We start from the raw sequence: 22,072 nt of genomic DNA, 5'->3' as shown, positions 1-22,072 counted from the left end.
TCTCGTCTCCTCGTTCGAGCGATCAGGCACCGGAGCGGTCCACGCTCTAATAGCCGATGGCGGCACCGGCGACGGCGCGGCTGTCGATAGCACCGTAATAGCGGTTGTCGCCGCCCTTTTCGATTGCCGCCATGTTCTTGCCGCCGACAAGAATGCCTGCCGCCTCGCCCCAGACCGGCCAGTTATGGTCCTCGCCGACCGTGTAGCCCATGCCGGTCAGGAGCCGGATCGTATCGGGCGAAAGCGCGTTTGCTTCCATATAGACCCGGTCAGGTAGCCACTGGTGATGGATGCGCGGAGCGTCAATCGCCTCCTGAATATCCATGCCATGGTCAATGACATTCATGATCGCCTCCAGCGTGATCGTGATGATGCGCGAACCGCCGGGGCTGCCGATGACCATGAACGGCTTGCCGTCCTTCGATACGATGGTCGGGCTCATCGAGGACAGCGGCGACTTGCGCGGCTCGATGGCATTGGCTTCACCCTGTATGAGGCCATAGAGATTGGGCACGCCCGGCTTGATGGTGAAGTCATCCATCTCGTTGTTGAGCAGAATGCCGGTGCCTTCGGCCACCTTGGCCGTGCCGAACGAGCCGTTCAGCGTATAGGTCACGGCAACCGCATTGCCATCCTTGTCGACGATGGAATAATGCGTCGTTTCGTTGGATTCCTTGAATTCGGCAGGCTTCAGCGCCTCGCTGACACCGGCGCGATAAGGGTCGATGCGGCTACGGATTTCCGCGGCATAGTCCTTGCTGGTGAGTTTTTCGACCGGATTTTCGACAAAATCCGGGTCGCCCAGCGCCGTGTTGCGGTCGACATAGGCATGGCGCATCGCTTCCACCATCAAACGCGTGGTTTCTGCCGAGCCGTAGCCCAGATAGGAAATCGGGTAGCCCTCAAGCACATTGAGGATTTCGCAGATGATGAGCCCGCCCGAGGAAGGCGGCGGCGATGAAACGATATCATAGCCGCGATAGCTGCATTTGACCGGCTCCAGTTCGCGGACCTTGTATTGCTCGAAATCGGCCTTGGCGAGAATGCCGCCATTTTCCTTGCTCGATTTGACGATCAGATCGGCGATGTCACCCTTATAGAAGGCTGCCGGACCCTTTTCCGAAATGACCGAGAGCGACTTTGCAAGATCAGGCTGGACAAGCTTCTCCCCCAGACCGAGCGGCTTTCCGTCCTTCAGGAAGATTTTTGCAGCTGCCGGGTCCTTCGCCAGTCTTTCATTGCCGTCGGCGAAGGAAAGAATGTCGCCAAGCTCCAGCGTAAAGCCGTCTTTGGCGAGTTTCAGCGCGGGGTAGATCAGCTCCTCACGCTTGCGGGTGCCGTATTTTTCGCGTGCTTCCTCGAGGCCAGCCACCGTTCCCGGCACGCCGATGGCAAGATAGGTTTCAGTGCTGGCGTCTTTGACGGGCTTGCCGTCCTTGTCCAGATACATCGTCTTGGTAGCCGCCAGCGGCGCGCGCTCGCGAAAATCAAGAAAGGTGCTCTTGCCGTCCTTGAAGCGGATCGTCATGAAACCGCCCCCGCCAAGATTGCCCGCAGTCGGATAAACGACCGCCAGCGCGTAGCCGACCGCGACCGCCGCATCGACGGCATTGCCGCCGTTTTTCAGCACATCGACACCAACTTGCGACGCCAGATGCTGTGCCGTTACCACCATCCCGTTCTGGCCTTCCGCCGGGGCTGGCGACGCCGCATAGGCCGAAGGCAGATGACCTGCAACGGCAATGGCTGCGGCAAGGGAAAGCGATTTCAGTCTGTAATGCTGCATGTCTTTCCTCCCTTGTGTCCTCCCCGATGGGAGTCAGGGCACAGCGTCTGCAAAATCTTTTCCAAAAGCAAGTATAAGAAATTGTCTCTATTTCAGCTTGTCGAAAAAGCGATGAACGATAATAATGCGCAATATTCGGTTCAGGCGCTGCCACAGTTGCAGCCGGATTCAAAGCCTTTCCGAGCTTCCTTTCCGATCCTCTCCCCTTCCCACGATGCAATCTCACATGCAGGAGAAATCGATGACCTATGCTCAATGCGCTTGCGGGGCTCTTGGAATAACACCACATGAGCCACCAAAATTGACAGCCCTGTGCCACTGCTTCGCCTGCCAGCGAAGAACAGGCTCGCCGTTCAGCGCGAATGCCTTCTACTCGATAGGCTGTGTTGAGATTTCAGGTGTATCGGCAGAATTCATTCGGACAGCCGAGAGCGGCCGCAAGGTCCGGATGCATTTCTGCCCAAGCTGCGGCTCAACTGTCTATTGGTTGCCAGAAGGTGCCCCGTCCTTGATCGGGGTGGCGGTGGGTTCGTTTGCCGATCCGGCGTTTCCGCCACCAACCCTATCCATATTCGAGCAGTCGAAGCATGAGTGGGTGTTGCTCGACAAGAATACGAAACATTTTTTGCGTATGCCCGATCGAGAATGACCGGGCGGAAAAGCCCATTCATCTACGCCGTCATGTATCGAACATGGCCAATGTCCGTAACAGGCTGGCAAATGTAACGGAGCGGTTCGCATCGGGCTGCCCCTCACCAATGCCGTCGTTTCGCGGCAGGGCCTTGCGCACATTGGTCGGGCTGTAGCCGAAATGTTGCGTGAAGGCCCGTGTAAAATTGGCGGCGGTCTCGAACCCCAGCAATTGCGCAATATCCGACACTTTGCGGTTTTCCGATGCATCGGCCAGCAGTTCATGCGCTGCAAACAGCCGCTTCTGGCGGATATAGTTGAGCACCCCGCCCGAGCCCTCAAAAAGCTGGTAGAGATGCGTGCGGGAAATCGCAAGTTCCCGGCTGAGCGCATCGGGCGTGAGATCGCGAGACATGAGGTTTTTCTGGATAAACCGCCTGGCCCTTGTCATCAGAGACAGAGAGGCGTTGGACCCGTTCGCGTCGCTCTCCTTCACCAGAGGAACGATCGAGTCGAATATAAGCTGGCGCAGTGCAGCGCGCAATTCGGGCAGGTCTTCGGCTGTTATACGGTCCAGCCCCGCCTGAATGGTCGATACGAAATCGATCAAAAGCTTGGCACGATAGCCGCCGAGCGTCGCGTTGTTGCACGCTTCCGGCATGCCGCCAAGCCCCGCGAACTGGTCAACCGGAATGATCAGCAGCACCGCTTCGGCTGCCAGCGCACGACCACGAAACGGAAAGCCGAACGAACGGATATTGATCATGCCGGGTTCGTTTTCCGCCACACGGCCATCCACCGAGGTCCATGAGCGGCCACTGCGCATAAAGCTGATCTGCCAGTGATCGATTGGGCTGAAACGGACTTTTTCCGCCGTGCGTTCATAGCTGAACGCGGGCGCTGTCTGTTCCACGAGCAGCATGCCACGCAGATCCCAGACTTTCTGGTGAACCGCAAATCCCTGCCGGGAATTCACCCCGTCCGGCAACCGCACATCATAGAGCGGAGCCACGTGCTGCTGCCATGCGGAAAACTGCGCGGAGGGGTCCATTTGTTCGGTCGTGAAGACCAGCGGGGCCAGAATATTGGTGCTTCGGGCTTCTTCTCCAAGCCTCGCAAGCGGCACGCGCGCTGACTGGCGGCGCTCCACAAATTCCGGCTTCAGATCATTCGTGGCCTTGTCGCTCGGGGATGTCACGGCAACTCCCAAAACCAAACCGGGGGCCAGGGAAAGCACACCTCATCCCAAGTCCTTGTCGTGATATTAGCATTTGCACGTATAAAATCAAAATAAGCCGGAACATTATCTGCCAGCTATCCGTTGGGAGCCGCAGCCGGTATCCTCATGCACAGCGAAGACCTGCTTTCCGGCTTCGCCTGGAGTTGGCCGGAATCGGCTTGTGAAGGAAGATAATTGCATCCCATTTGATGAAAATTTTCAGGAAAATCCGGCCAGAATATTAAAACGCATCCGATAGAAAGCACGGTAATAACAACCGGAGGCAATCGCATGAACAATGTATTTGCATTTACTGTGCGCCGCGCAAGCTTGAAATGGGCTGCCGCTATAGTGGTTGGACTTTCTGCTTCATTGTGCCTGACGGCAGGCGCCGAAGCCAAGGATGCCCGCAAGCAGAAAAGCGAAACGATTTCCGTTTATCGCGCCAAGGTCGAGACAAACGGTCAGGTTCGCTACAACAAGCCGGGATCGGCAAAGGTCATGAAGGTTTCCGCCTCGCAATATGCAAGCGGCACGTCCCTCGTGTGCACGCCGAGCGGCTTTGGGCAGAAATCCCGCTGCTTCAACCGCAACTAGAGCATAATCCGACCGGAGTGAAACGAGGGTCGATAAGATTAGGCTCAAAATAGAAAGCTTTAGAGCGCCGATCTGATCCAATCAAATCGAAACGCGCTCCAGGGTGAAGCACGCGCCAGTCACACCGGCTCGCCGAAACGCCATACAGATCGGCGAGCCGGCATGTTCGCCTCGCGATCAGCTCGCTGCGGCTTTCATGCGCGCCAGTCCCTTGCTTACGCGGTCGCCACGCAGGAGCTTGGCGGCCTCGTCGGACGGGCGCGGCGGATTGTTGCGGAAGACGTACCACGTGCCGCCCAGCGAGCGCTTCTGGTAGATGACGCCTTCTTTCTCGCGATGGAGGAAGCAGGTCGTGTCGCCGCCGCCGCCCATCTTGTTGACCCAATAGGCTTGCAGGCAAAGCTTGCCGCTGTCAGTGGCGTACCAGCGCCCCTGCCCGTAAGACCACGCCCTGCCCTTCTGCGACCAGGCGATGAAACGATGTCTGTCGGCAGAGAAATAGCCGCCGCCATCCTTCCATTTCCATGTCCTGCCGGAATAAAGCGCCTCAAGTGCCCTGGCTGATAGCGGCGCCGCAGCAGCAGCCTTGGCGGCGACCGGATCGTCGGCTTTCTGCTTCGGCGCGGCATCGGCAGCACCTGCCAGAAGAAGCACGGCCAGCGCCGCACTGACGGTTCTCAAACGGATCGAAAACATTGTCGTAATCCTGTTCAGATGTTGGAGCGCAAATTGATCCGCCTCGCGGATCAATCGAGCGGATGGTTTGCAACCCGCCAGTCGGGCCGCCCGACACCACGTGGCCACGGATAGACTTCGCGGTCATTGAAGTAGACGGTTGCGGTCAGTGCTGGAAATTCGGCTTGCGGCTTGTTGGTTTCCTGCGCCCAGGCGCGGACATAGGCGTCGCTTCCCTCATAGCCGAGTTCCGCGATGACAATCGGCTTCCCGAACCCGACCACCCGGTCATAGCCCGGTTTGGCGCGTTCGACGAAAGTGGATGCGCGGCCCAGTTCCAGCATATCGTAGGGCTCGTAGCCGAACACCGACAGGCCGATCACGTCGACATAGCCATCGCCCGGATAATAGGCTTGCAGCCCCTCGTCTCCCTTCGGCGACCACATATATTTGGCATGCGGCAGGGATTTGCGGCAGACGCTGACCACGTGCTGGTAGGCGCGGATATAGCCCTCCGCCGACCAGTAGGACCAGGTGAACTGGCCTGTCTTGTCGTCCATTTCCTGCGCCCAGCGGATCGTGACCGGGCTCTTCAGCTTCGACGCAGCCGAACAGACGGCGGCCATGTTGGAATCGTAACGGCCACCCACGATGCCGCTCAAGAGGTCGTCCGGCGCAACCCGCCAGTCGCGCGCCCATGACCATGGTTCCACGGTGATCAGCAGTTCGCGGCCCCGTTCCTGCGCATAGGCATCCGCCGCCGAAAGGCTGGTCAGGTCCACATCTTCCCACGGCAGGAACAGATGCTCGATGCGGGAATTGGGATCGTTGGTGAAATCCCCGTGCGGGTCATAGGCTCCGAACGTGATGGATTGGGGAGTGATGACCGGGCGCTTGTCGTGGAACATGTTGCGGGTGTCGACATTGGCGCCCGAAACACCGCTGGCGGCGTAGACGGCTGTTGAAAGCAGCACGACGCCAAGAATGGCTGTTGCTATTTTATATGAGGTTTTCATCGCCGCCTCCTTTATTGCGTTGGTGATTGGGCGACCGGCAGCGCCAGATTGAGCGCTTCCGTGGCCGGTGTTATCGTTTCGATGGAGATGAGCTTGCGCGCCTCGTCGTCCTTGTTTCCGCCCGCGTGGCGGAAGACATACCAGACGCCGTTCGGCTCTCGTTTCTGATAGATCGTCCCATCCGCGATACGGTGCGAGAAACAGGTCTTGTTGGGGAAAATGCCCTGAGCCAGATGCCATTTCGCATCGAAGCACATCTGGCCCGACCATGTGATCCGCCAGCGTCCTTCGGCCCATGCCTTGCCCTTCTCGCCGTCGACGCGAGCGCTGAACCGGCGGTTCCGGCTTTCCATCCGGCCAGCGCCATCGGCCCACTGCCAGCTCTTGTCATGATAGAGCATGTAAAGCTCGGCAGGCGTCATCGGGCGGGCGCCGTCCGGCAGGGCATCCCTTGTGGATGGCGCCGCACCGGCTGGCGCACTCAGCCCGGCAAGCACCGCGAGCAATGACAGCACGCGCCCGCACCGCAACGATGGGGTCCGCCGACCCTCAAACTTCGAATGTTTCATTTGAACCTCCCACGACCTTCAGGTTGCGCGCACCCGCCAAAGGGTCTTGCGATTGACGGATGCGCGCCTGCGGCAGAACGTTTGTTGCTCTTGTTTCCTGCCGCTGTTGAACAGGATGGCCGATTGTCGAAATCCGGAAGCCCAGGCTTCCGGCAATCGCCGGTGAAAAGACATTGCGCAGGTCAACGATCACGGGGTCCCGCATGATCTGCATCACCCGGGCAAGATCGAGCTTGCGAATGCTGTCCCATTCGGTCACCACCACGGCAGCGTCGGCGGCGCTGAGGCATTCATAGGGATCGTCATGGAACTCGACGTCGCCGAGCAGGCGGCGGGCATTCTCCAATCCCGCCGGATCATAGGCGCGAATGCTGGCGCCGAAGCGCTGCAAGGTCTCGATAAGCGGAATGGACGGCGCGTCCCGCATGTCGTCCGTGTCGGGTTTGAATGTCAGGCCGAGGATGGCAACCGTCCGGCCTTCGACGCTGCCGCCAAGCGCATCCAGCACCTTCAGCGCCATGCGGCGCTTGCGCGCTTCATTGACCGTCACGGTTTCCTCGACCAGCCGCAAGGCCACCCCGTGGTCCTGGGCGGTGCGCAACAGCGCAATCGTATCCTTCGGGAAGCAGGAGCCGCCATAGCCCGGCCCCGCATTGAGAAAACTGGTGCCGATACGCTTGTCCAGCCCCATGCCGAGCGCCAGTTCGGTGACATCGCTGCCAACTTCCTCGCACAAGTCCGCCAGTTCGTTGATGAAGGTGATCTTGGTGGCCAGAAAGGCATTGGCCGCATATTTGATGAGTTCGGCCGTCCGGCGCTGCGTGATCACGATCGGCGTCTTTCCGGCTTCGAGCGGCGGCGCGTAAAGGGCCACAAGCACGGAACGCGCCCGCTCGTCCTCCACGCCGATGACAACACGGTCCGGTTCGAGAAAATCGCGGATGGCGACACCCTCGCGCAGAAATTCCGGATTGGAGGCGACGGAGAATGTGCCGGGCCTGCGAACCGAGCCGATGATCTTCTGCACGGCATCGCCAGTGCCGACCGGAACAGTGGACTTGACCACGACGACGCTGTTGTCGTCGATCAGAGGCGCAAGTTCGCGGGCGGCCATATAGACGAAAGACAGGTCCGCATCGCCGTGACCCGCACGGGCCGGCGTTCCGACAGCGATGAAGACCAGCGCCGCGCCCCTGACGGCTTCCGCCAGATTGGTGGTGAACCGGAGACGGCCAAAGGCGAAGTTGCGTTCCACCAATTCATCCAGCCCCGGCTCATAGATCGGCACGATGCCGCGCTCCAGCCGGGCGATCTTCCGGGCATCCTTGTCGACACAGACGACCTCGTGTCCCCATGCCGCGAAGCATGTGCCACTGACCAATCCGACATATCCCGTACCGATGACAGCGATCTTCATAACCGTCGCGCCTCTCTGTTTGTTTTACGCATGTCCTTGCCCGAAACCGGTTCCCGCTTTCGGCAGACATGCGCTAATTTGCTGCGCTGGCACCGTTGGTGCGCCAGCGCGGATTGAAGATTGTCCTGTGCACGTCGCGCCCGCCTCGACCGGCACCAGCTACCGAGAAGCGGTCGTCAAAGATCGTGAAGCTTTTCGTGCCCCAGCTCAGAGCCTCAATGCCGTCGCGTCCGCGTTCGGCGGTCGTGAAGCCGGTCAGCGCCACCAGCGCCGTAAAACTGCATGCCATTGCCGGTCGATAGAGGCGGCTCGTCATCCGCACCTGATTTTCCCGCGTGTGCTGGATGACGATCATCGCCATCAGAAACAGGTAGAAACACGCATTGAGGATGGCGAAGATGAAGAAGCCTCGCGTCTGGTCGGCATCGTTGACGAAGAGCACCGGCAGAATGGACAGGCCGGAGATCAGCGCATAGGGAGCGATCACCCGCAGCGGCACCGGATCAACTTCCGAAGAACCCTTCGGCGTGACGCGAAAATCGACAAAGGAACCGGTCAGCCAGTCGCGGAAAGCCGCGAAGGTGCCAGCCAGAACCCACGGCCAGCGCGCCAGCAGGAACAGCATCGCCTCCCAGCTGAAAATCCTGCCGTCGACGGGCCGGAACGTCCTGCTTGACCGCCACCAGAATGCCAGCGCCAAAATCACCAGCGACTGCGGCATGAAGTGCATCAGGAAGGCCGGATAGGTGACGCTGACGAAATTATCGCCGTAGACCAGGATGGCTATCGGCAGCACGAATGTCAGCGCCAGAAAGAAGGCATAGAGCGGATACCAGAGCTGCGAGAACAGGAACTGGATCTTGAGGCGCAGCGGCAGCCGCCCGATCAGCTTCGGCGTATATTGCAGCAGGATCATCACAAGGCTGCGCGACCACTGGAACTCCTGCGTCACAAGATCGGCGAAGGTGCGCGGACCGTCGCCATGGGCGATGGCGTCCAGCGCGTGAACGCCCCGCCAGCCATGCGCGTTCATGAACAGGGTCGTGGAATGATCCTCGGCCAGTTCCGGCCCAAGACCGCCGATTTCCTTGAGCGCCGCCGTGCGCACCGCATAATGGGAACCGATGCAGACCGGGGCGAAGCCGCCATTGTAACCGGCCTGCAGGGAGCCGTGCATGCTCGCCTCCACATAGAGGCGTCCGCGCGCCGACCAGCTTTCACGGGCGTTGCGGTCACAGATGCTTGGTGCGGAGACATAGCCGACCGCGGGATCGGCAAAAGGCCGCAATATATTGAAGAGATAACCCGGTTCCGGCACATGGTCGGCATCGAGCTGCGAAACGAAATCATAGCGTTCATAGCCATAATGGTCATAGAAGAAGGCGAGATTGCCTTCCTTGCAGCGGGTGCGGCGCGGCCAGCTCTGCCGGTGATAGTCGGCACGGCCCTTGCGCGTGGAAACGAAAACGCCATGCTCGCGGCACCAGGCAAGCGTCGAGGGCGATGGGTCTTCGTCGGCAAGCCATGTATCGTGCGGCACATCCTGCGCCAGCATGGCGCGCAAGGTTTCAGCCACCACCGCGAAGGGTTCCGACGGGGCCTTGGTGACGACCATCGCAACACGGCTTCCGGCAGGGATGCGAAGCGGCCCGGTCGGGCGTGCCGCGTGGAAGAAAACCGTGATGAAGTAAAGCGGCAGGATCGTTATCCAGGCCAGAAGCGCCGTCACCAGAATGGAACCGAGCAGGTGATTGTGCGTTGCGCTGATGAACCACCATTGCCAGAAATAGGCGATGGCGAGTGCCCAGAGCACAATGCCCACCACATATTCCACCCGCTTGCGGCCCGTAAAGATCGGCGCCAGCAAAGGTTCCGGTTTACCCCTATCAAAGGCAGCATGAAGATCGCGCCGTGTCATGACCGCATCTCCAGACCAAAGAAGGGTGCTGCCGTGCGGATGATCGTGTCGAGATCGGAATGAAGCGTGCGGAAGCCGAGCTTCGCAGCCGCTTCAGCCGGATCGGCATAAAGCACCGGCGGATCGCCCGCCCGGCGCGGGCGCATCTCGACAGGCACCGCGCGACCGGTCAGCCGGTCTATCGCATCCACGATTTCCCGGATCGATGTTCCGCGCCCGGTTCCCAGATTAAGAACCAGATTGCCACCGCCATTCAGCAGATGCTCGACCGCAAGCACATGGGCCCGCGCCAGATCGACCACGTGAATATAGTCGCGGATGCAGGTGCCGTCCGGCGTGTCGTAATCATCGCCATAAACTTCGAGGCAATCCGCCTTTCCCGCCGCAGCCAGCATGGCGCGGGGTATCAGATGCGTTTCGGGATCGTGCTTTTCGCCCAGTTCGCCATCCAGATCGGCGCCGCAAGCGTTGAAGTAGCGCAGCGCCGCATAGGGCAAGCCATAGGCTGCCGAATAGTCGGCCAGCATATGTTCGGCGATCAGTTTCGTGCGCCCATAGGGATTGATCGGGTTTTGCGTTTGCCCTTCACGGATCGGCAGCACATCCGGAATGCCATAGGTGGCGCAGCTCGACGAAAAGATGACAGGGCGTCCGCCCGTCAGGCGGCTTGCTTCCAGAACGGACTGGATGCCGCCGACATTGTTGCGATAATATTTCGCCGGGTCCGTGACGGATTCCCCCACATAGGCCGAGGCCGCAAAGTGAATGATCGCGGCCGGATCGAAGCTTCTGATCGCAGCGACAAGCTGATCTTGAGAAAGCGTGTCCCCCTCGACAAACTCGCCCCAGCGCACGGAAGACCGATGGCCCGTCGACAGGTTGTCGTATACGACCGGCGAGAATCCGTTTTCATGCAGGAGCTTGGCCGTATGGCTTCCGATGAAGCCCGCGCCGCCGGTGACGAGGATGTTGGGCCGTGTCATCTCGCCACCTCGAAAAGCTCGCCCGATGGCCTGACAAGCTGGCGTTCGAAATAGGCGATGGTCTGCTTCAGTCCTTCGACAAGCGCTATCTGGGGTTCCCAGCCAAGCTCGCGCTTGGCGAGCGTAATGTCCGGGCGGCGCTGGCGCGGATCGTCGGTTGGCAGCGGACGATGGACTATGCGCGAGGATGAACCTGTCAGCGCGATGATCTGTTCAGCCAGTTCGCGCACGGTGAACTCGCCCGGATTACCGAGATTGACGGGCTGCTGAATCCGGCTGCTCATCAACCGGCAGAAACCTTCGATCAGATCATCGACATAGCAGAAGGAACGGGTCTGCGAGCCGTCGCCATAGATGGTGATGTCTTCGCGCTTGAGCGCCTGAACGATGAAGTTCGACACGACGCGCCCATCATCGGGCCGCATGCGCGGGCCATAGGTGTTGAAGATGCGCACGATGCGGATATCGACGCCATATTGCTTGTGAAAATCGTAGAACAGCGTTTCGGCCGAGCGCTTGCCTTCATCATAGCAGGACCGCGGGCCGAAGGAGTTGACATTGCCCCAATAGGCTTCCGGCTGCGGATGGGTCTGCGGGTCGCCATAGACTTCCGAAGTCGATGCCTGGAAAATCCGCGCCTGATAATGCGCTGCGAGTTCCAGCAGGTTAAGCGAACCGATGACGCTCGTCTTCATCGTATGGACCGGGTCGGCCTGATAATGCGGCGGCGAGGCGGGGCAAGCCAGATTGTAAATCTCGTCCACCGGCAGGTCGATCGGATTGACGATATCGTGGCGCACGAAGCTGAACGTGTCGTAACGCAGGAGATTGCGCAGGTTCTCAAGCCGCCCCGTCGAAAAATTGTCGACGCAGATGACGAAGTTTCCTTCGCTCAAAAGACGCTCGCAAAGGTGAGAACCGAGAAAGCCTGCTCCACCTGCAACGAGGATGCGCCGTGTCGCCATGCGCTCCGCAGATATACCTGACGATCTGAAATTTATACTCACGAGAGCCTCCAACACTGCCACTTCACTCGTGCCATCCAGAAAAAACCGAAGCAAATCCACCAACACGCTCGAATAGAGGCGTGCCTGACGGGTTTTTCTGTTTGGTCTGTTTGATGATTGAAGATAGCCGGGGCGGAGGCCAGAGTCGTTAGCGTAGAATCCCGAAACTTATCCTTGCGTCCATTTCTGAAGCGTGGAAAGACTTGCTCTGAAGCATTTCCTATTTGCTTGAACCACTGGGAATGACTTGGAGCATTTCCAGCAAAAGTGTGAAACGGTTTTGCGTAGGATAATGCGATAAAAACAAAGGGTCAGAGCAGTTCCATCAATCAGCCGCCGTTCACCAGCGCCAGAATGAGCTGATGGACATTGCCGCCATTGCCCATCTCCACACGGTCGAAGGCGCGGCCCTGGGCACGCTGCACGTCGACCATATCGGTGATTTCCTTGATCAGCACCTTGCGGATCTTCTGGCATTTCGGATCGTCTGGAACCGACAGGCCCACTGTGCGGCGCACGATCTCCCGCGTCATGTCCTTGGCATGGTCGCCGTGCACAAGTTCATGCTTGCGGATGCCTTCATAGAAGGTCTCCCAATGTTCCTTCACCGGGGAAGCCAGTTTCTGCGAGGGCTTCGGCAGCGTATAGGTGATCTTCAGCTTTGGCGTGGCTGACAGGATCGTGCAGGCATTGTTGGAGCGGTCGAACTGCCGGTCCCAGGTCAGCACATAGCTGGTATGGGCGATGACGCGGGTCTTGCCGCCGCCGATCTTGGGGCCGCGCTCGCCGATGGATTCATAAAGTTCCGGGCCGGTTTTCCCGGCGATGGCGTAGAACTTGATTTCCTCGACAGGCTTCCAGTTGTCTTCGGCAAGCGCAGGTGCCGCCACCAGAATTCCAGATAATGCGAGTGCTGCCGCCTTATTCACGCTTGCCCCGATCCATCGATTTGCCGGATGATTTGCGCGCAAGCTACAATATCGGCAGGCGATGCGTAAGCGGTCTTGCCGCAAAAAGCCCGCCCCGGTTTCCCAAGGCGGGCTTTTTCAGATCACGGTGCTGATCTTACTTTTCGATGGTGCGGTTCCAGCGGCTGTTGAGCTGCTGGCGGCCTTCATTGACCGCATCCCAGTCGAGCGTCTTGGCGGTTTTCATGTAACCGTTGAAGGCATCGAGCTTGGCCTGAGCTTCCGGCGAACCGGCCTTGGCCTTCTGGTTCGACGGGATGACATTGCCATGGTCGAGCGCCTTGCTCTGCGCATCGGCGGAAAGCAGGTAATGCGCGAGCTTCTGGCTCAGTTCAGGCTCGCTGTTGCCTGCCAGCACGCATTCGGTCACGGCGAGGACGACGGAACCTTCCTTGGGCTGCGCATATTCAACCGGAATGCCCTTGTCCTTCAGGTTGTTCACGCCGGTTGGCGTCAGCGGGAAGATTGCCGCTTCGCCGGTCTGGACCATTTCCGAAATCTTGGCCGAGGACGGGATGAATTCCAGAACGTTCTTGCCGATCATGTCGGGGAACTTCTCGAAGCCCGGCTCGAGGTTCTTGTCGTCGCCGCCCTGAATGCGGTTGAACATCAGAAAGGCATGCAGGCCGAAAGTCGAGGCGGAAGCCGACTGGAACACAACGGCATTCGCATATTTCTCGTCGGCAAAATCCATCCACGAGGTCGGGGCGGCCCAGCCCTTTTCGTCGAAAAGCTTCTTGTTATAGGCAATGCCGGTCATGCCCATATCGACGCCGATGGCCATGTCGTCCTTGAGGCGCGCGGCAGGCTGAATGTCGGCCAGAACCGGATCGTCGGAGATTTTCTGGCACAGGCCCGCATTGATCGCGCGCACCATGACGCCGTCGTCAAGCAGCATGACATGCATCTGCGGCTTGTCTTTCTGCGCGGTTGCCTTGGCGAGAATATCCGCCGAGGTGCCCGGCACGACAACGACCTTGACGTCATTGGCCTTTTCAAATTCCGGCAGGACATGCTCGGTATAGGCCTTCTCCATATTGCCGCCATTCATGCCGATATAGAGCGTCTTGGTTTCAGCCGATGCGGCCGAAGCGAAGGCTGCCGACAGGCCGAGCGCCAGCAGGGCGGTTTTGGTGATGTACTTCATGCTACTCCCCTTTGTGGTTTGAGTTCATATCGAACCGGTCGATGCGGAAGGCGTCGATCGGCGTTTCCGTCTCGCCCCTCACGGCGAGATCGCAAAGAATGGCGCCCACAGCCGGGCCGGTCTGGAAACCGGCGCCGCAAAAGCCGAAGGCGTGAAAGAGATTGTTGACCCGGCTGCTTGGCCCGATGACCGGATTGTCGTCCGGCATTTCCGATTCAGTGCCCGACCAGAAGCGGATAACCTGGGCATTTTTCAGATGCGGGAACAGTTCGATGGCGCGCAGCATCACCGAGGAAGCGGCATTGACCGAAGGCCGCGAGAAGTCCGGGTTTTCAAGCGGCGTGCCGCGCCCGCCGCCCATGACGTAATTGCCGCGCGTGACCTGACGCCCATAGAAGCCGCCGCCTTCCTCGCCAAGGCTCATCGGCAGGCGGAACGGCATCGGTTCGGTAACGACCATCGACGGATAGATGCGCTGAAGCGGCACCGGCTCGCCGAACGAGGCCGCGAACCGGTCCGACCAGGCACCGGCGCAATTGAACAGCAGACGCGAGCGGATTTCGACACCATCACCGGCCAGAATGGCAAAGCCGTCGCCGGTCTCCCGCGCTTCGATGACCGGCGTATTTTCCAGCACCGTCGCGCCAGCAGCCAGTGCCGCACGGGCAAAGGCAGGGGCAACCAGACGCGGATTGGCATGGCCGTCTTCCGCGCAGAGCGAAGCGCCCGCCACATCACCCGGGAGCCATGGAAAACGCTCGCGGATTGCATTGCCGCCGATCAGCTCCACATCGAGGCCGAGCGGCCTGACCGTGGCCGCATAAGCCTCAAGCCTGGCGAAATGCTCTTCGGTGCGGGCAAGCTTCAGATGGCCGCTGCGGATATATTCGCCATCGATGCCGATGAGTTCCGGCAGGCGCGCCCACAATGCGTGCGAACGCTGAGCAAGCGGTAGCTGTTCCGGCGCGCGGCCCTGCCTGCGCACGCCGCCATAATTGATGCCGCTGGCCTGCGCGCCGCAAAAGCCCTTGTCGAGCAGGATGACCGACAATCCGGCCTGACGCATGAAAAGCGCTGCCGAACCGCCGACGATCCCGCCGCCGATAATGACCGCATCGGCCTGAAGACGCCTTGTCATGACGAAACGTCCTCCCTCGCCGGAGCGCCGAAACCAAGCGGGATCGGCTTGACCGGGGCCTGAGCGCGGATGCGGCCTGTTTCGGCGGGCGTCTTGTCCTGCATCGCGGCCAGAAGTTCCGCCGCCGCCGCCGTGCACATGCGACCCTGACAGCGCCCCATGCCGACGCGGGTCAGCGCCTTGAGCCGGTTGATCTCGCGCGCGCCGCCATCTCCAATGACCGCCTGCGCGTCGCTAAGCGCGATTTCTTCGCAGCGGCACAGCGTGACGTCGCCAGCAATCGTGTCGAACCAGTCACGCGGGAACGGGAATGCCTTTTCGACGATCAGGCGCTCGCGATAGATATGATCGAGCCTTGCGAGAAGGCCGCGTTCCGCGCCCTCGTCAAACGGCAGGCCCCTGTCGCGCAGCAAGGCAATCGCGGCCAATGAGCCGCGAATTTCAGCAGCATCCGCGCCGGCAATGCCTGCGCCGTCGCCCGCCACATAGACGCCGATGCGGCTGGTGCGGCCAAGCCTGTCGGCAGCGGGAAGCCAGGCGCGGTCGCGTTCTTCGAAGCGGAAATCGCAACCGGCGAGATCGGCAAGCTGGGTTTCAGGACGCAATGCAAACCCATAAGCCAGCGCATCGCACTGAACCTCGCGCACACGATTGCCGGTGCGAAAGCGAATGCCGTCGACATGGCCCTCGCCCAGAACTTCGTCGGGACGCACATTATAATGGATCGGCACGCCGCCAAGCTTCAGGCGCAGGCCGTACCAAGCGCCGAGCGCCACAATGCGCGGGGCATAAAGCGCCAGATGCGCCAGATGAAATTTGGATGCGAAAGGCGCCGTATCCAGCACCGCCACAACCTTGGCGCCTGCATGATGATACTGCCAGGCCACCAGATAAAGCAGCGGACCGGAACCCATGAACACTACGCGCTCGCCAACCGTGCAGCCTTGTGCTTTCAACGCCGTCTGCGATGCGCCGAGGGTGTAGACGCCCGGCTTGGTCCAGCCCTTGAACGGCAGAACCCGGTCGGTCGCGCCCGTCGCCAGAATGAGATGGCTGTAGGGCAACTGGCCGTGAACGCCATCGGTCAAAAGGTCGAGCCGGTTGGTTTCCCCGCGCGAAATATTCCACGCCAGCGTTTGCGGGCGATAATCGATTGCGCCGCGCAAGGCGTCGAAGCTCTTGTGCAGCGCTTCGGCCTTGTGCGCCTCCGACCCGTAACGGTTGCGATAGCTGCGCCCGTCATCGAGCGGCGGACGGCGATAGATCTGGCCGCCGGAACGAAAGCCTTCGTCAAGCACGATGGGCCTGAGGCCCGCCTTGACCAGCGTTTCGGCGGCGCGAATGCCTGCCGGACCAGCACCAACGATAACCGGATCGAGCACCGCACTCATTTCACAGGCTCCGTCACAAAGGCCATGCCCTCTTCCAGAAGCGTGGTGCAGGCACGAAGCTTGTGGCCCTCAACGGTCATGACATGACAATCCTGACACGCACCGATCAGGCAGAAGCCCGCACGCGGCTCGCCCGTGAACTCGGTATGACGCAGCTTGCCCTGCACGGAGAGAATGGCGGTCAGCACGGTATCGCCGCGGCGTCCCTCGCAGCGCACGCCGTCGAGCGAGAAGCCGAGCGGCTGTTCGGCCAGCCGATACCGTCTGCGAAACTGAGCCGCCGCAGAAGAAACCGGGATGGTCATGATCTGCCTGCTCAGCCCTTGCCTACCAGCAGCCGGTCGAGACCGAACATGCGATCGATGATAATCATGGTTACGGTGGCAACGAGGATCATCAGGGCCGAAACCGCCGCCATCATCGGATCGATGGATTCGCTCGCATACATATACATGCGCACCGGCAGCGTGACCGTGGATGGCGATGTGACGAAGATCGACATGGTGAGTTCGTCGAACGAATTGATGAAGGCAAGCAGCCATCCGCCCGACAGACCCGGCAGCAACAGTGGCAGGGTGATGCGGCGGAACACGGTCCACTCACCAGCGCCCAGAGTGCGCGCCGCATTTTCCGCATTGCGGTCCATGCTGCCGAGCGAAGCGAGGATCAGGCGCAGCGCATAGGGCGTCACGACAATCGAGTGCGCTGCGACCAACCAGACGAAGGAGCCGGTAAAGCCCATCAGCGAGAACAGGCGCAGGAAGGCCACACCCAGCACCAGATGCGGGATGATGAGCGGCGACAGGAAAAGCGCGTTCAGCGCATCGCGGCCACGGAAATTATACTGCGCAATCGCCAGTCCCGAGGGCACGGCAAGAAGCGTGGAAATCGTTGCCGAGAAAAATGCGAGCTGCACGCTGTTATAGAACGACGCCATGAAATCATTATGCGCGAACACGGCCTCGAACCAGCGCAGCGACAGGCCTGCATTCGGGCCGCTCCACGGCATGGTCAGCGTGTTTTCCGGCGTGAAGGCCACAAGGCACACCACAACCATCGGCGCCAGCATGAAGATGACGATCAGCGTGTGGAAGAAAAGGGCAAAGGGACCGTTCTTGACCATGGCTTTATCCCAGCTTCTTCTTGGCCTGCCCTTCGAGCAGACGGTTATAGGCAATCATGATCACGAGATTGGCGACCAGAACGATGATGGCGATGGCGGCGCCCAGCGGCCAGTTCAGCTCGATCAGGAACTCGTCATAGACGACGGTTGCCGCCATCTTGAGACGGCGCCCGCCAAGCAGGCCCGGAATGGCAAACGAGCTGGCCGAAAGCGCAAATACGATGAGGCTGCCCGACAGGATGCCAAGCACCGCCTGCGGAAACACCACGCGGCGCAATGCCGTCAGGCGCGATGCGCCGAGCGTCAGCGCTGCGGCTTCCACCGACGGATCAAGCTTTTGCAGCACGGTCCAGACCGGGATCACCATGAATGGCAGCATGATATGCACGAGGCCGATGACGATGGCCGTTTCGCTGTAGAGAATTTGCGTCGTCGGCAGGCCCGCCATGTCGAGCGCGCTGTTCACGAGGCCGTTGCGGCCCAGCAGCATGCTCCAGCCGAAAGTGCGCACCACGACCGAAACCAGAAGCGGCCCGATGATGACCAGCAGGAAGATCGAGCGCCATGGCTTGCGCATGTTGGAGAGAATATAGGCTTCCGGCACGCCGATCAGCACCGTGATGACGGTGGTGATGAGCGCGAGCTTGAGCGTGCGCCAGAAGATCGAAAGGTAATAGGGGTCTTTCAGGACCTGCACATAATTGGCAAGCGTGTAGACGTTCTCGATGCCCTTGTCATAGCTGTAGCTGTTGAAGGACAGCAGCACGGTAAGGCCGAGCGGCAGCAGCACCAGCGCGAAGAACAGAAGCGTCGACGGCCCGACCAGAAAGAGCGGCGTCAGATCGCGCCTTTGCTTTGGCGTAGGCGTTATATCCTGTGAGGTGACGGCCGACATGCTCAGTTCACCCCTGCGGTGAGGATGCGGCAATCCTCGTGGTTCCAGCTAAGGCCGACCGACGTGCCTTCCGCCGGCGGCGGGTTGCCGAGATTGGGAAGCGCCACCGAAAGCTGGCCCGCAGGCGTCGTCACGCCGAGCAGCCACTGCGCGCCCATGAAATAGCGCGTCGTCACTTCACCGGCGATATGCCCCTCGCCCGCTGCCACGAGCTGCACTTTTTCTGGGCGGATGAAGACGGAAAGCTCGCCAGAGACCTGTTTGCCATTGGCGGGAAAGCGGATCGCGGTTTCGGCCAGCGCGATCATGTCGCCTTCGGCGCGCGCCTTGAGGAAGTTCGACTTGCCGACGAAATTGGAAATGAAGTGGTTATGCGGATGCTCATAAAGCTTGTAGGGTGCGTCGACCTGCGTGATGACGCCCTTTTCCATGACGACGATGCGGTCGCTGATCGACAGCGCTTCGGCCTGGTCATGCGTGACCATGATGGTGGTGATGCCGACGGTGCGCTGGATGCGGCGCAGCTCAAACTGCATTTCCTCGCGCAGCTGCGCATCGAGATTGGACAGCGGCTCGTCGAGCAGCAGCACCGGCGGATTGATGACCAGCGCGCGGGCAATGGCCACGCGCTGGCGCTGGCCGCCCGACATTTCACGCGGATAACGGTCGGCAAGCGCGCCCAGATGCACCAGTTCCAGCACGTCGCGCACGCGCTTTTCGCGCTCTGCTTTCGGCACATTGCGCATTTCAAGGCCGAAGCTCACATTCTGCGCCACCGTCATATGCGGAAACAGCGCATAGCTCTGGAAGACGACGCCAAGCTCGCGCTTGGCGGGCGCAAGGCGCGTGATCTCGCGCCCGTCGAGCGTGATCGTGCCCGCCGTCGGCGTCACCAGACCGGCGATCATCTGCAAGGTCGTGGTCTTGCCGCAGCCGGAAGGGCCGAGAAGCGAAATGAACTCGCCCTTTTCAATCGCCAAGTTGAAATTGTCGACAGCCGCGAACTTGCCATAGTGGCGCGAAATTCCGGACAGGGTCAAAAAGCTCATTGCGTCTCCCTCTCGGCTTGACTTCCGCGGAATGATGCGGGGGAGCGGAAGCGCCGTGATGTTGTTTCACGTCGCCTCTTCGTCGGGCTGGCTGGCGGGAGCGGCTGACCGCGCTTGAAGCGCTGATCCGACTTGTCCGTTTGAACGCATGACCGTCCGGCCGCTTACGCAGCCGCAGCGTTCCCCTTGATTCCAAGTAAAACCGCCGATCCGCTTGCGGGCACTTCTCCAATGCCTTGCCGGACCTTCCCATTGGCGACGGTTTTAGATGGCGGAAAAATCCGCTGGAATGCAAATTATAATTTTCAAATCCGGAAGAAATTATATATTTCTTTCAAAATGCAGAATTTGGAAGCAATTTTATGGATGATATATCTGAGAATCCGAAATCCGGCGCCGCGCTTAACTCAAGTCTGGTGAAGGCAATCCATATTTTGAAGGGTCTCGCCGCCAGCACGGATGACGGCGTGCGGCTCATTGATCTGGCGCGCGACCTCGAACTCAGCCAGCCATCGGCGCATCGCCTGCTGAAGACGCTGATCGCCGAAAACCTTGTCGAGCAGCTTCCCGACAAGAAGGCCTATCGCCTGTCGCTGGAGTTTTTTGCGATGGCGGCGCAGGCGCGCCAGCGCGACGGCATATTGAGCATCGCCCGCCCGTCGCTGCTGCGCCTGTCGACCACGTTCAACGACACGGTCTTCCTGCTCGTGCGCAGCAATTTCGACGCGGTCTGCCTCGACCGCGTGGAGGGGCCGTTTCCGATCCGCTCCTTTACCGGCGATATTGGCGGCAAGGTGCCGCTCGGCATCGGCCAGGGCAGCCTTGCCATTCTCGCCTTCCTGCCGGAAGAAGAGCGCGAGGCGATCATCCGCTTCAACATGCCCCGCATTCTCGATAAATCCGCAGTGGACGAGGTTGACCTGCGCATCATGATTGCGGAAGTGCGCGAAACGGGCGCTGCGACCTTCAATTTCAACATGATCGACGGCATGGCGGGCCTCGGCGTCCCCATCCTCAACCGCGATGGCGAGGCGGTGGCAGCGCTGAGCATCGGCACGCTTGCCGCGCGCCTCACCGAAAAGCGCCAGCAGACGGTGACGGAACTTCTGCGCAAGGAAGCCGCCATCATCTCACAACGGCTCAACCCGTTCGACCCGACGCTCCGCCACCCCAACCAGGCTTTGTTGAAATAAGCGATGGCTTTATGAGCATTTCCAGCAAAAGTGTGAAACGGTTTTGCGTTGCGATAATGCGATGAAACAAATGGTTGCGCGCAACAGACTGGCTTTGTCCACAGCGGGCAAAAAGTTTGGCGATTGACTCGCACCCGCGGTCAGCGTTTGATCGCTCCCCAGGTGTGGGGGTTCTGTGGGTGGAGGCAAATTATCCAAAGCAGAAAATCCATCTCTATAACGCTACAGCATTGGAGTTCTGTTGTGATCAAATCCACCAGACGGGGAATAATCAGCCTTGCCTTTGCCCTTGCCGCATCGACGGCGATGGGCACATTCGCCACCACGGCGGCACAGGCCCAGGACAAGATCCTGCTCATCATCAATGGCGCGCTCGGCGACAAGTCGTTCTTCGACAGCGCCGCCAAGGGCATGAAGATGATCAAGGACAAATATGGCGACGACGTCGAGACCAAGATTCTCGAAATCGGCGACGATCCGACCAAATGGGAGCCGGTGTTCCTCGATGCGTCCGAACAGGACTGGGACCTGATTATCGGCGGCACCTACCAGATGTCGGAAACCGTCGGCTCGGTCGCCCAGCAATATCCGGACAAGAAATACATCCTCTATGATGCAAGCGTGCCTTATGAAGAAGGCGGCTACGACAATGTCTATTCCATCCAGTACAAGCAGAACGAAGGCTCTTATCTGGGCGGCATGCTGGCGGCTTCGCTGCTGAAGGACGGCAAGCTCGGCGATACCGGCAAGAACCTCGGCTTCCTCGGCGGCATGGACATTCCGGTCATCAACGACTTCCTCGTCGGCTATATCGCCGGTGCGCAAGCCGTCCTGCCCGACGCCAAGATCGCCATTTCCTATGCCGGCTCCTTCATGGATGCTGCCAAGGGCAAGGAGCTTGGTCTCGCGCAGTATCGCTCCGATGTCGCGCTCGGCTTCGTCGTCGCCTCGCAGACCGGCCTCGGCCAGCTTTCGGCTGCCAAGGAAACCGGCAAATATGTGCTGGGCGTCGATTCCGATCAGGAAGCGATCTTCAGGGACAGCGACCCGGCCATTGCCAAGCAGGTTGTCAGCTCCGTTCTGAAGAATGTCGATGTCAGCCTCCTGCAAGCCTATGAGCGCTTCAAGGCAGGCGACCTGCCGTTCGGCAAGGCCGAAGCGCTCGGCCTCAAGGAAGGCGCTGTCGGCATCGTGCAGGACGGCAACATGGCTTCCATGGCCACGCAGGAAATGAAGGACGCCATCAAGAAGGCTTCCGACGAGATTTCCGAGGGCAAGATCACGGTTCCGACCGCGTTCGGCATGAGCACCGAGGATCTCAACGCGACCCGCAACAAGGTTCGTCCCTGAT

21 protein-coding genes are annotated in these 22,072 nt (G+C 60.0%); 4 read left to right on the top strand and 17 right to left on the bottom strand.

From position 1 onward, the window contains the following. Positions 1-46 precede the first annotated feature (46 nt). The gene (ggt, locus tag AC0TOF_RS08005; protein WP_473767813.1) at positions 47-1,786 is read right to left on the bottom strand and encodes a gamma-glutamyltransferase; all 1,740 of its coding nucleotides are present in this window, start codon (positions 1,784-1,786) and stop codon (positions 47-49) included. Positions 1,787-2,027: 241 nt separating this feature from the next. Between ggt and AC0TOF_RS08000 the strand changes: the two genes are divergently transcribed. After that, a complete protein-coding gene (locus AC0TOF_RS08000; RefSeq protein ID WP_473767812.1) occupies positions 2,028-2,435 on the top strand; it encodes a GFA family protein in 408 nt (135 codons plus the stop codon). Positions 2,436-2,465: 30 nt separating this feature from the next. Here the strand turns inward: AC0TOF_RS08000 and AC0TOF_RS07995 are convergent, their stop codons facing one another. Beyond that, complete coding sequence (locus AC0TOF_RS07995) at positions 2,466-3,614, bottom strand: helix-turn-helix domain-containing protein (RefSeq protein ID WP_473767811.1); 1,149 nt, start codon at positions 3,612-3,614, stop codon at positions 2,466-2,468. 312 nt (positions 3,615-3,926) lie between these two features. Here AC0TOF_RS07995 and AC0TOF_RS07990 point away from each other — a divergent pair, with 312 nt between their 5' ends. Beyond that, complete coding sequence (locus AC0TOF_RS07990) at positions 3,927-4,232, top strand: hypothetical protein (RefSeq protein WP_473767810.1); 306 nt, start codon at positions 3,927-3,929, stop codon at positions 4,230-4,232. Positions 4,233-4,409: 177 nt separating this feature from the next. Here the strand turns inward: AC0TOF_RS07990 and AC0TOF_RS07985 are convergent, their stop codons facing one another. The 15 genes from AC0TOF_RS07985 to AC0TOF_RS07915 form a co-directional block, all read right to left on the bottom strand. Beyond that, positions 4,410-4,928, bottom strand: a complete 519-nt coding sequence (locus AC0TOF_RS07985) for a DUF995 domain-containing protein (protein WP_122000998.1) — start codon at positions 4,926-4,928, stop codon at positions 4,410-4,412. Positions 4,929-4,978: 50 nt separating this feature from the next. Beyond that, positions 4,979-5,923, bottom strand: coding sequence for a glycoside hydrolase family 26 protein (locus AC0TOF_RS07980; protein ID WP_473767809.1), 945 nt, complete (start codon positions 5,921-5,923; stop codon positions 4,979-4,981). A gap of 11 nt (positions 5,924-5,934) precedes the next feature. Beyond that, positions 5,935-6,492, bottom strand: a complete 558-nt coding sequence (locus AC0TOF_RS07975; RefSeq protein WP_473767808.1) for a DUF995 domain-containing protein — start codon at positions 6,490-6,492, stop codon at positions 5,935-5,937. Next, positions 6,473-7,909 (bottom strand): UDP-glucose dehydrogenase family protein, encoded by a 1,437-nt coding sequence (locus tag AC0TOF_RS07970; protein ID WP_473767807.1) that lies wholly within the window; start codon positions 7,907-7,909, stop codon positions 6,473-6,475. The genes AC0TOF_RS07975 and AC0TOF_RS07970 overlap by 20 nt, the downstream gene beginning before the upstream one ends. 73 nt (positions 7,910-7,982) lie before the next feature. After that, positions 7,983-9,827 carry a glycosyltransferase family 2 protein gene (locus tag AC0TOF_RS07965; protein WP_473767806.1) on the bottom strand — a complete coding sequence of 615 codons (1,845 nt, stop codon included), beginning with the start codon at positions 9,825-9,827 and terminating at the stop codon, positions 7,983-7,985. Then, complete coding sequence (gene galE / locus AC0TOF_RS07960; protein WP_473767805.1) at positions 9,824-10,810, bottom strand: UDP-glucose 4-epimerase GalE; 987 nt, start codon at positions 10,808-10,810, stop codon at positions 9,824-9,826. The genes AC0TOF_RS07965 and galE overlap by 4 nt, the downstream gene beginning before the upstream one ends. After that, positions 10,807-11,775: a UDP-glucuronic acid decarboxylase family protein gene (locus tag AC0TOF_RS07955; protein WP_122000911.1), complete on the bottom strand. Its 969-nt coding sequence runs from the start codon at positions 11,773-11,775 to the stop codon at positions 10,807-10,809. The genes galE and AC0TOF_RS07955 overlap by 4 nt, the downstream gene beginning before the upstream one ends. A gap of 371 nt (positions 11,776-12,146) precedes the next feature. Then, the gene (locus AC0TOF_RS07950; RefSeq protein WP_473767804.1) at positions 12,147-12,746 is read right to left on the bottom strand and encodes a DUF922 domain-containing Zn-dependent protease; all 600 of its coding nucleotides are present in this window, start codon (positions 12,744-12,746) and stop codon (positions 12,147-12,149) included. Between the two features lie 136 nt (positions 12,747-12,882). Continuing rightward, on the bottom strand, positions 12,883-13,932 hold the full coding sequence (locus tag AC0TOF_RS07945; protein WP_122000910.1) for an ABC transporter substrate-binding protein: 1,050 nt from the start codon (positions 13,930-13,932) through the stop codon (positions 12,883-12,885). Position 13,933: 1 nt separating this feature from the next. Next, positions 13,934-15,070 (bottom strand): NAD(P)/FAD-dependent oxidoreductase, encoded by a 1,137-nt coding sequence (locus AC0TOF_RS07940; RefSeq protein ID WP_473767803.1) that lies wholly within the window; start codon positions 15,068-15,070, stop codon positions 13,934-13,936. Continuing rightward, positions 15,067-16,461, bottom strand: coding sequence for an FAD/NAD(P)-dependent oxidoreductase (locus AC0TOF_RS07935; RefSeq protein WP_473767802.1), 1,395 nt, complete (start codon positions 16,459-16,461; stop codon positions 15,067-15,069). Before AC0TOF_RS07935 ends, AC0TOF_RS07940 begins: the two co-directional genes overlap by 4 nt. Then, positions 16,458-16,766 carry a (2Fe-2S)-binding protein gene (locus AC0TOF_RS07930; RefSeq protein ID WP_473767801.1) on the bottom strand — a complete coding sequence of 103 codons (309 nt, stop codon included), beginning with the start codon at positions 16,764-16,766 and terminating at the stop codon, positions 16,458-16,460. The genes AC0TOF_RS07935 and AC0TOF_RS07930 overlap by 4 nt, the downstream gene beginning before the upstream one ends. Before the next feature lie 11 nt (positions 16,767-16,777). After that, positions 16,778-17,584 (bottom strand): ABC transporter permease, encoded by an 807-nt coding sequence (locus tag AC0TOF_RS07925; protein WP_112584873.1) that lies wholly within the window; start codon positions 17,582-17,584, stop codon positions 16,778-16,780. A 4-nt stretch (positions 17,585-17,588) separates the two neighbouring features. After that, on the bottom strand, positions 17,589-18,479 hold the full coding sequence (locus tag AC0TOF_RS07920) for an ABC transporter permease (protein WP_473767800.1): 891 nt from the start codon (positions 18,477-18,479) through the stop codon (positions 17,589-17,591). A gap of 2 nt (positions 18,480-18,481) precedes the next feature. Further along, positions 18,482-19,528 carry an ABC transporter ATP-binding protein gene (locus AC0TOF_RS07915; protein ID WP_473767799.1) on the bottom strand — a complete coding sequence of 349 codons (1,047 nt, stop codon included), beginning with the start codon at positions 19,526-19,528 and terminating at the stop codon, positions 18,482-18,484. A 362-nt stretch (positions 19,529-19,890) separates the two neighbouring features. Between AC0TOF_RS07915 and AC0TOF_RS07910 the strand changes: the two genes are divergently transcribed. Together AC0TOF_RS07910 and AC0TOF_RS07905 are read left to right on the top strand one after the other, a co-directional pair. Continuing rightward, positions 19,891-20,721: an IclR family transcriptional regulator gene (locus tag AC0TOF_RS07910; RefSeq protein ID WP_122000905.1), complete on the top strand. Its 831-nt coding sequence runs from the start codon at positions 19,891-19,893 to the stop codon at positions 20,719-20,721. A 243-nt stretch (positions 20,722-20,964) separates the two neighbouring features. Then, a complete protein-coding gene (locus AC0TOF_RS07905; RefSeq protein WP_473767798.1) occupies positions 20,965-22,071 on the top strand; it encodes a BMP family ABC transporter substrate-binding protein in 1,107 nt (368 codons plus the stop codon). Position 22,072: the final 1 nt, after the last annotated feature.

Source organism: Ochrobactrum sp. PL_is501 (genome assembly GCF_055816895.1).
The sequence above is the reverse complement of the archived record's forward strand: the minus strand, read 5'-3'. Positions and strand labels throughout refer to the sequence as shown.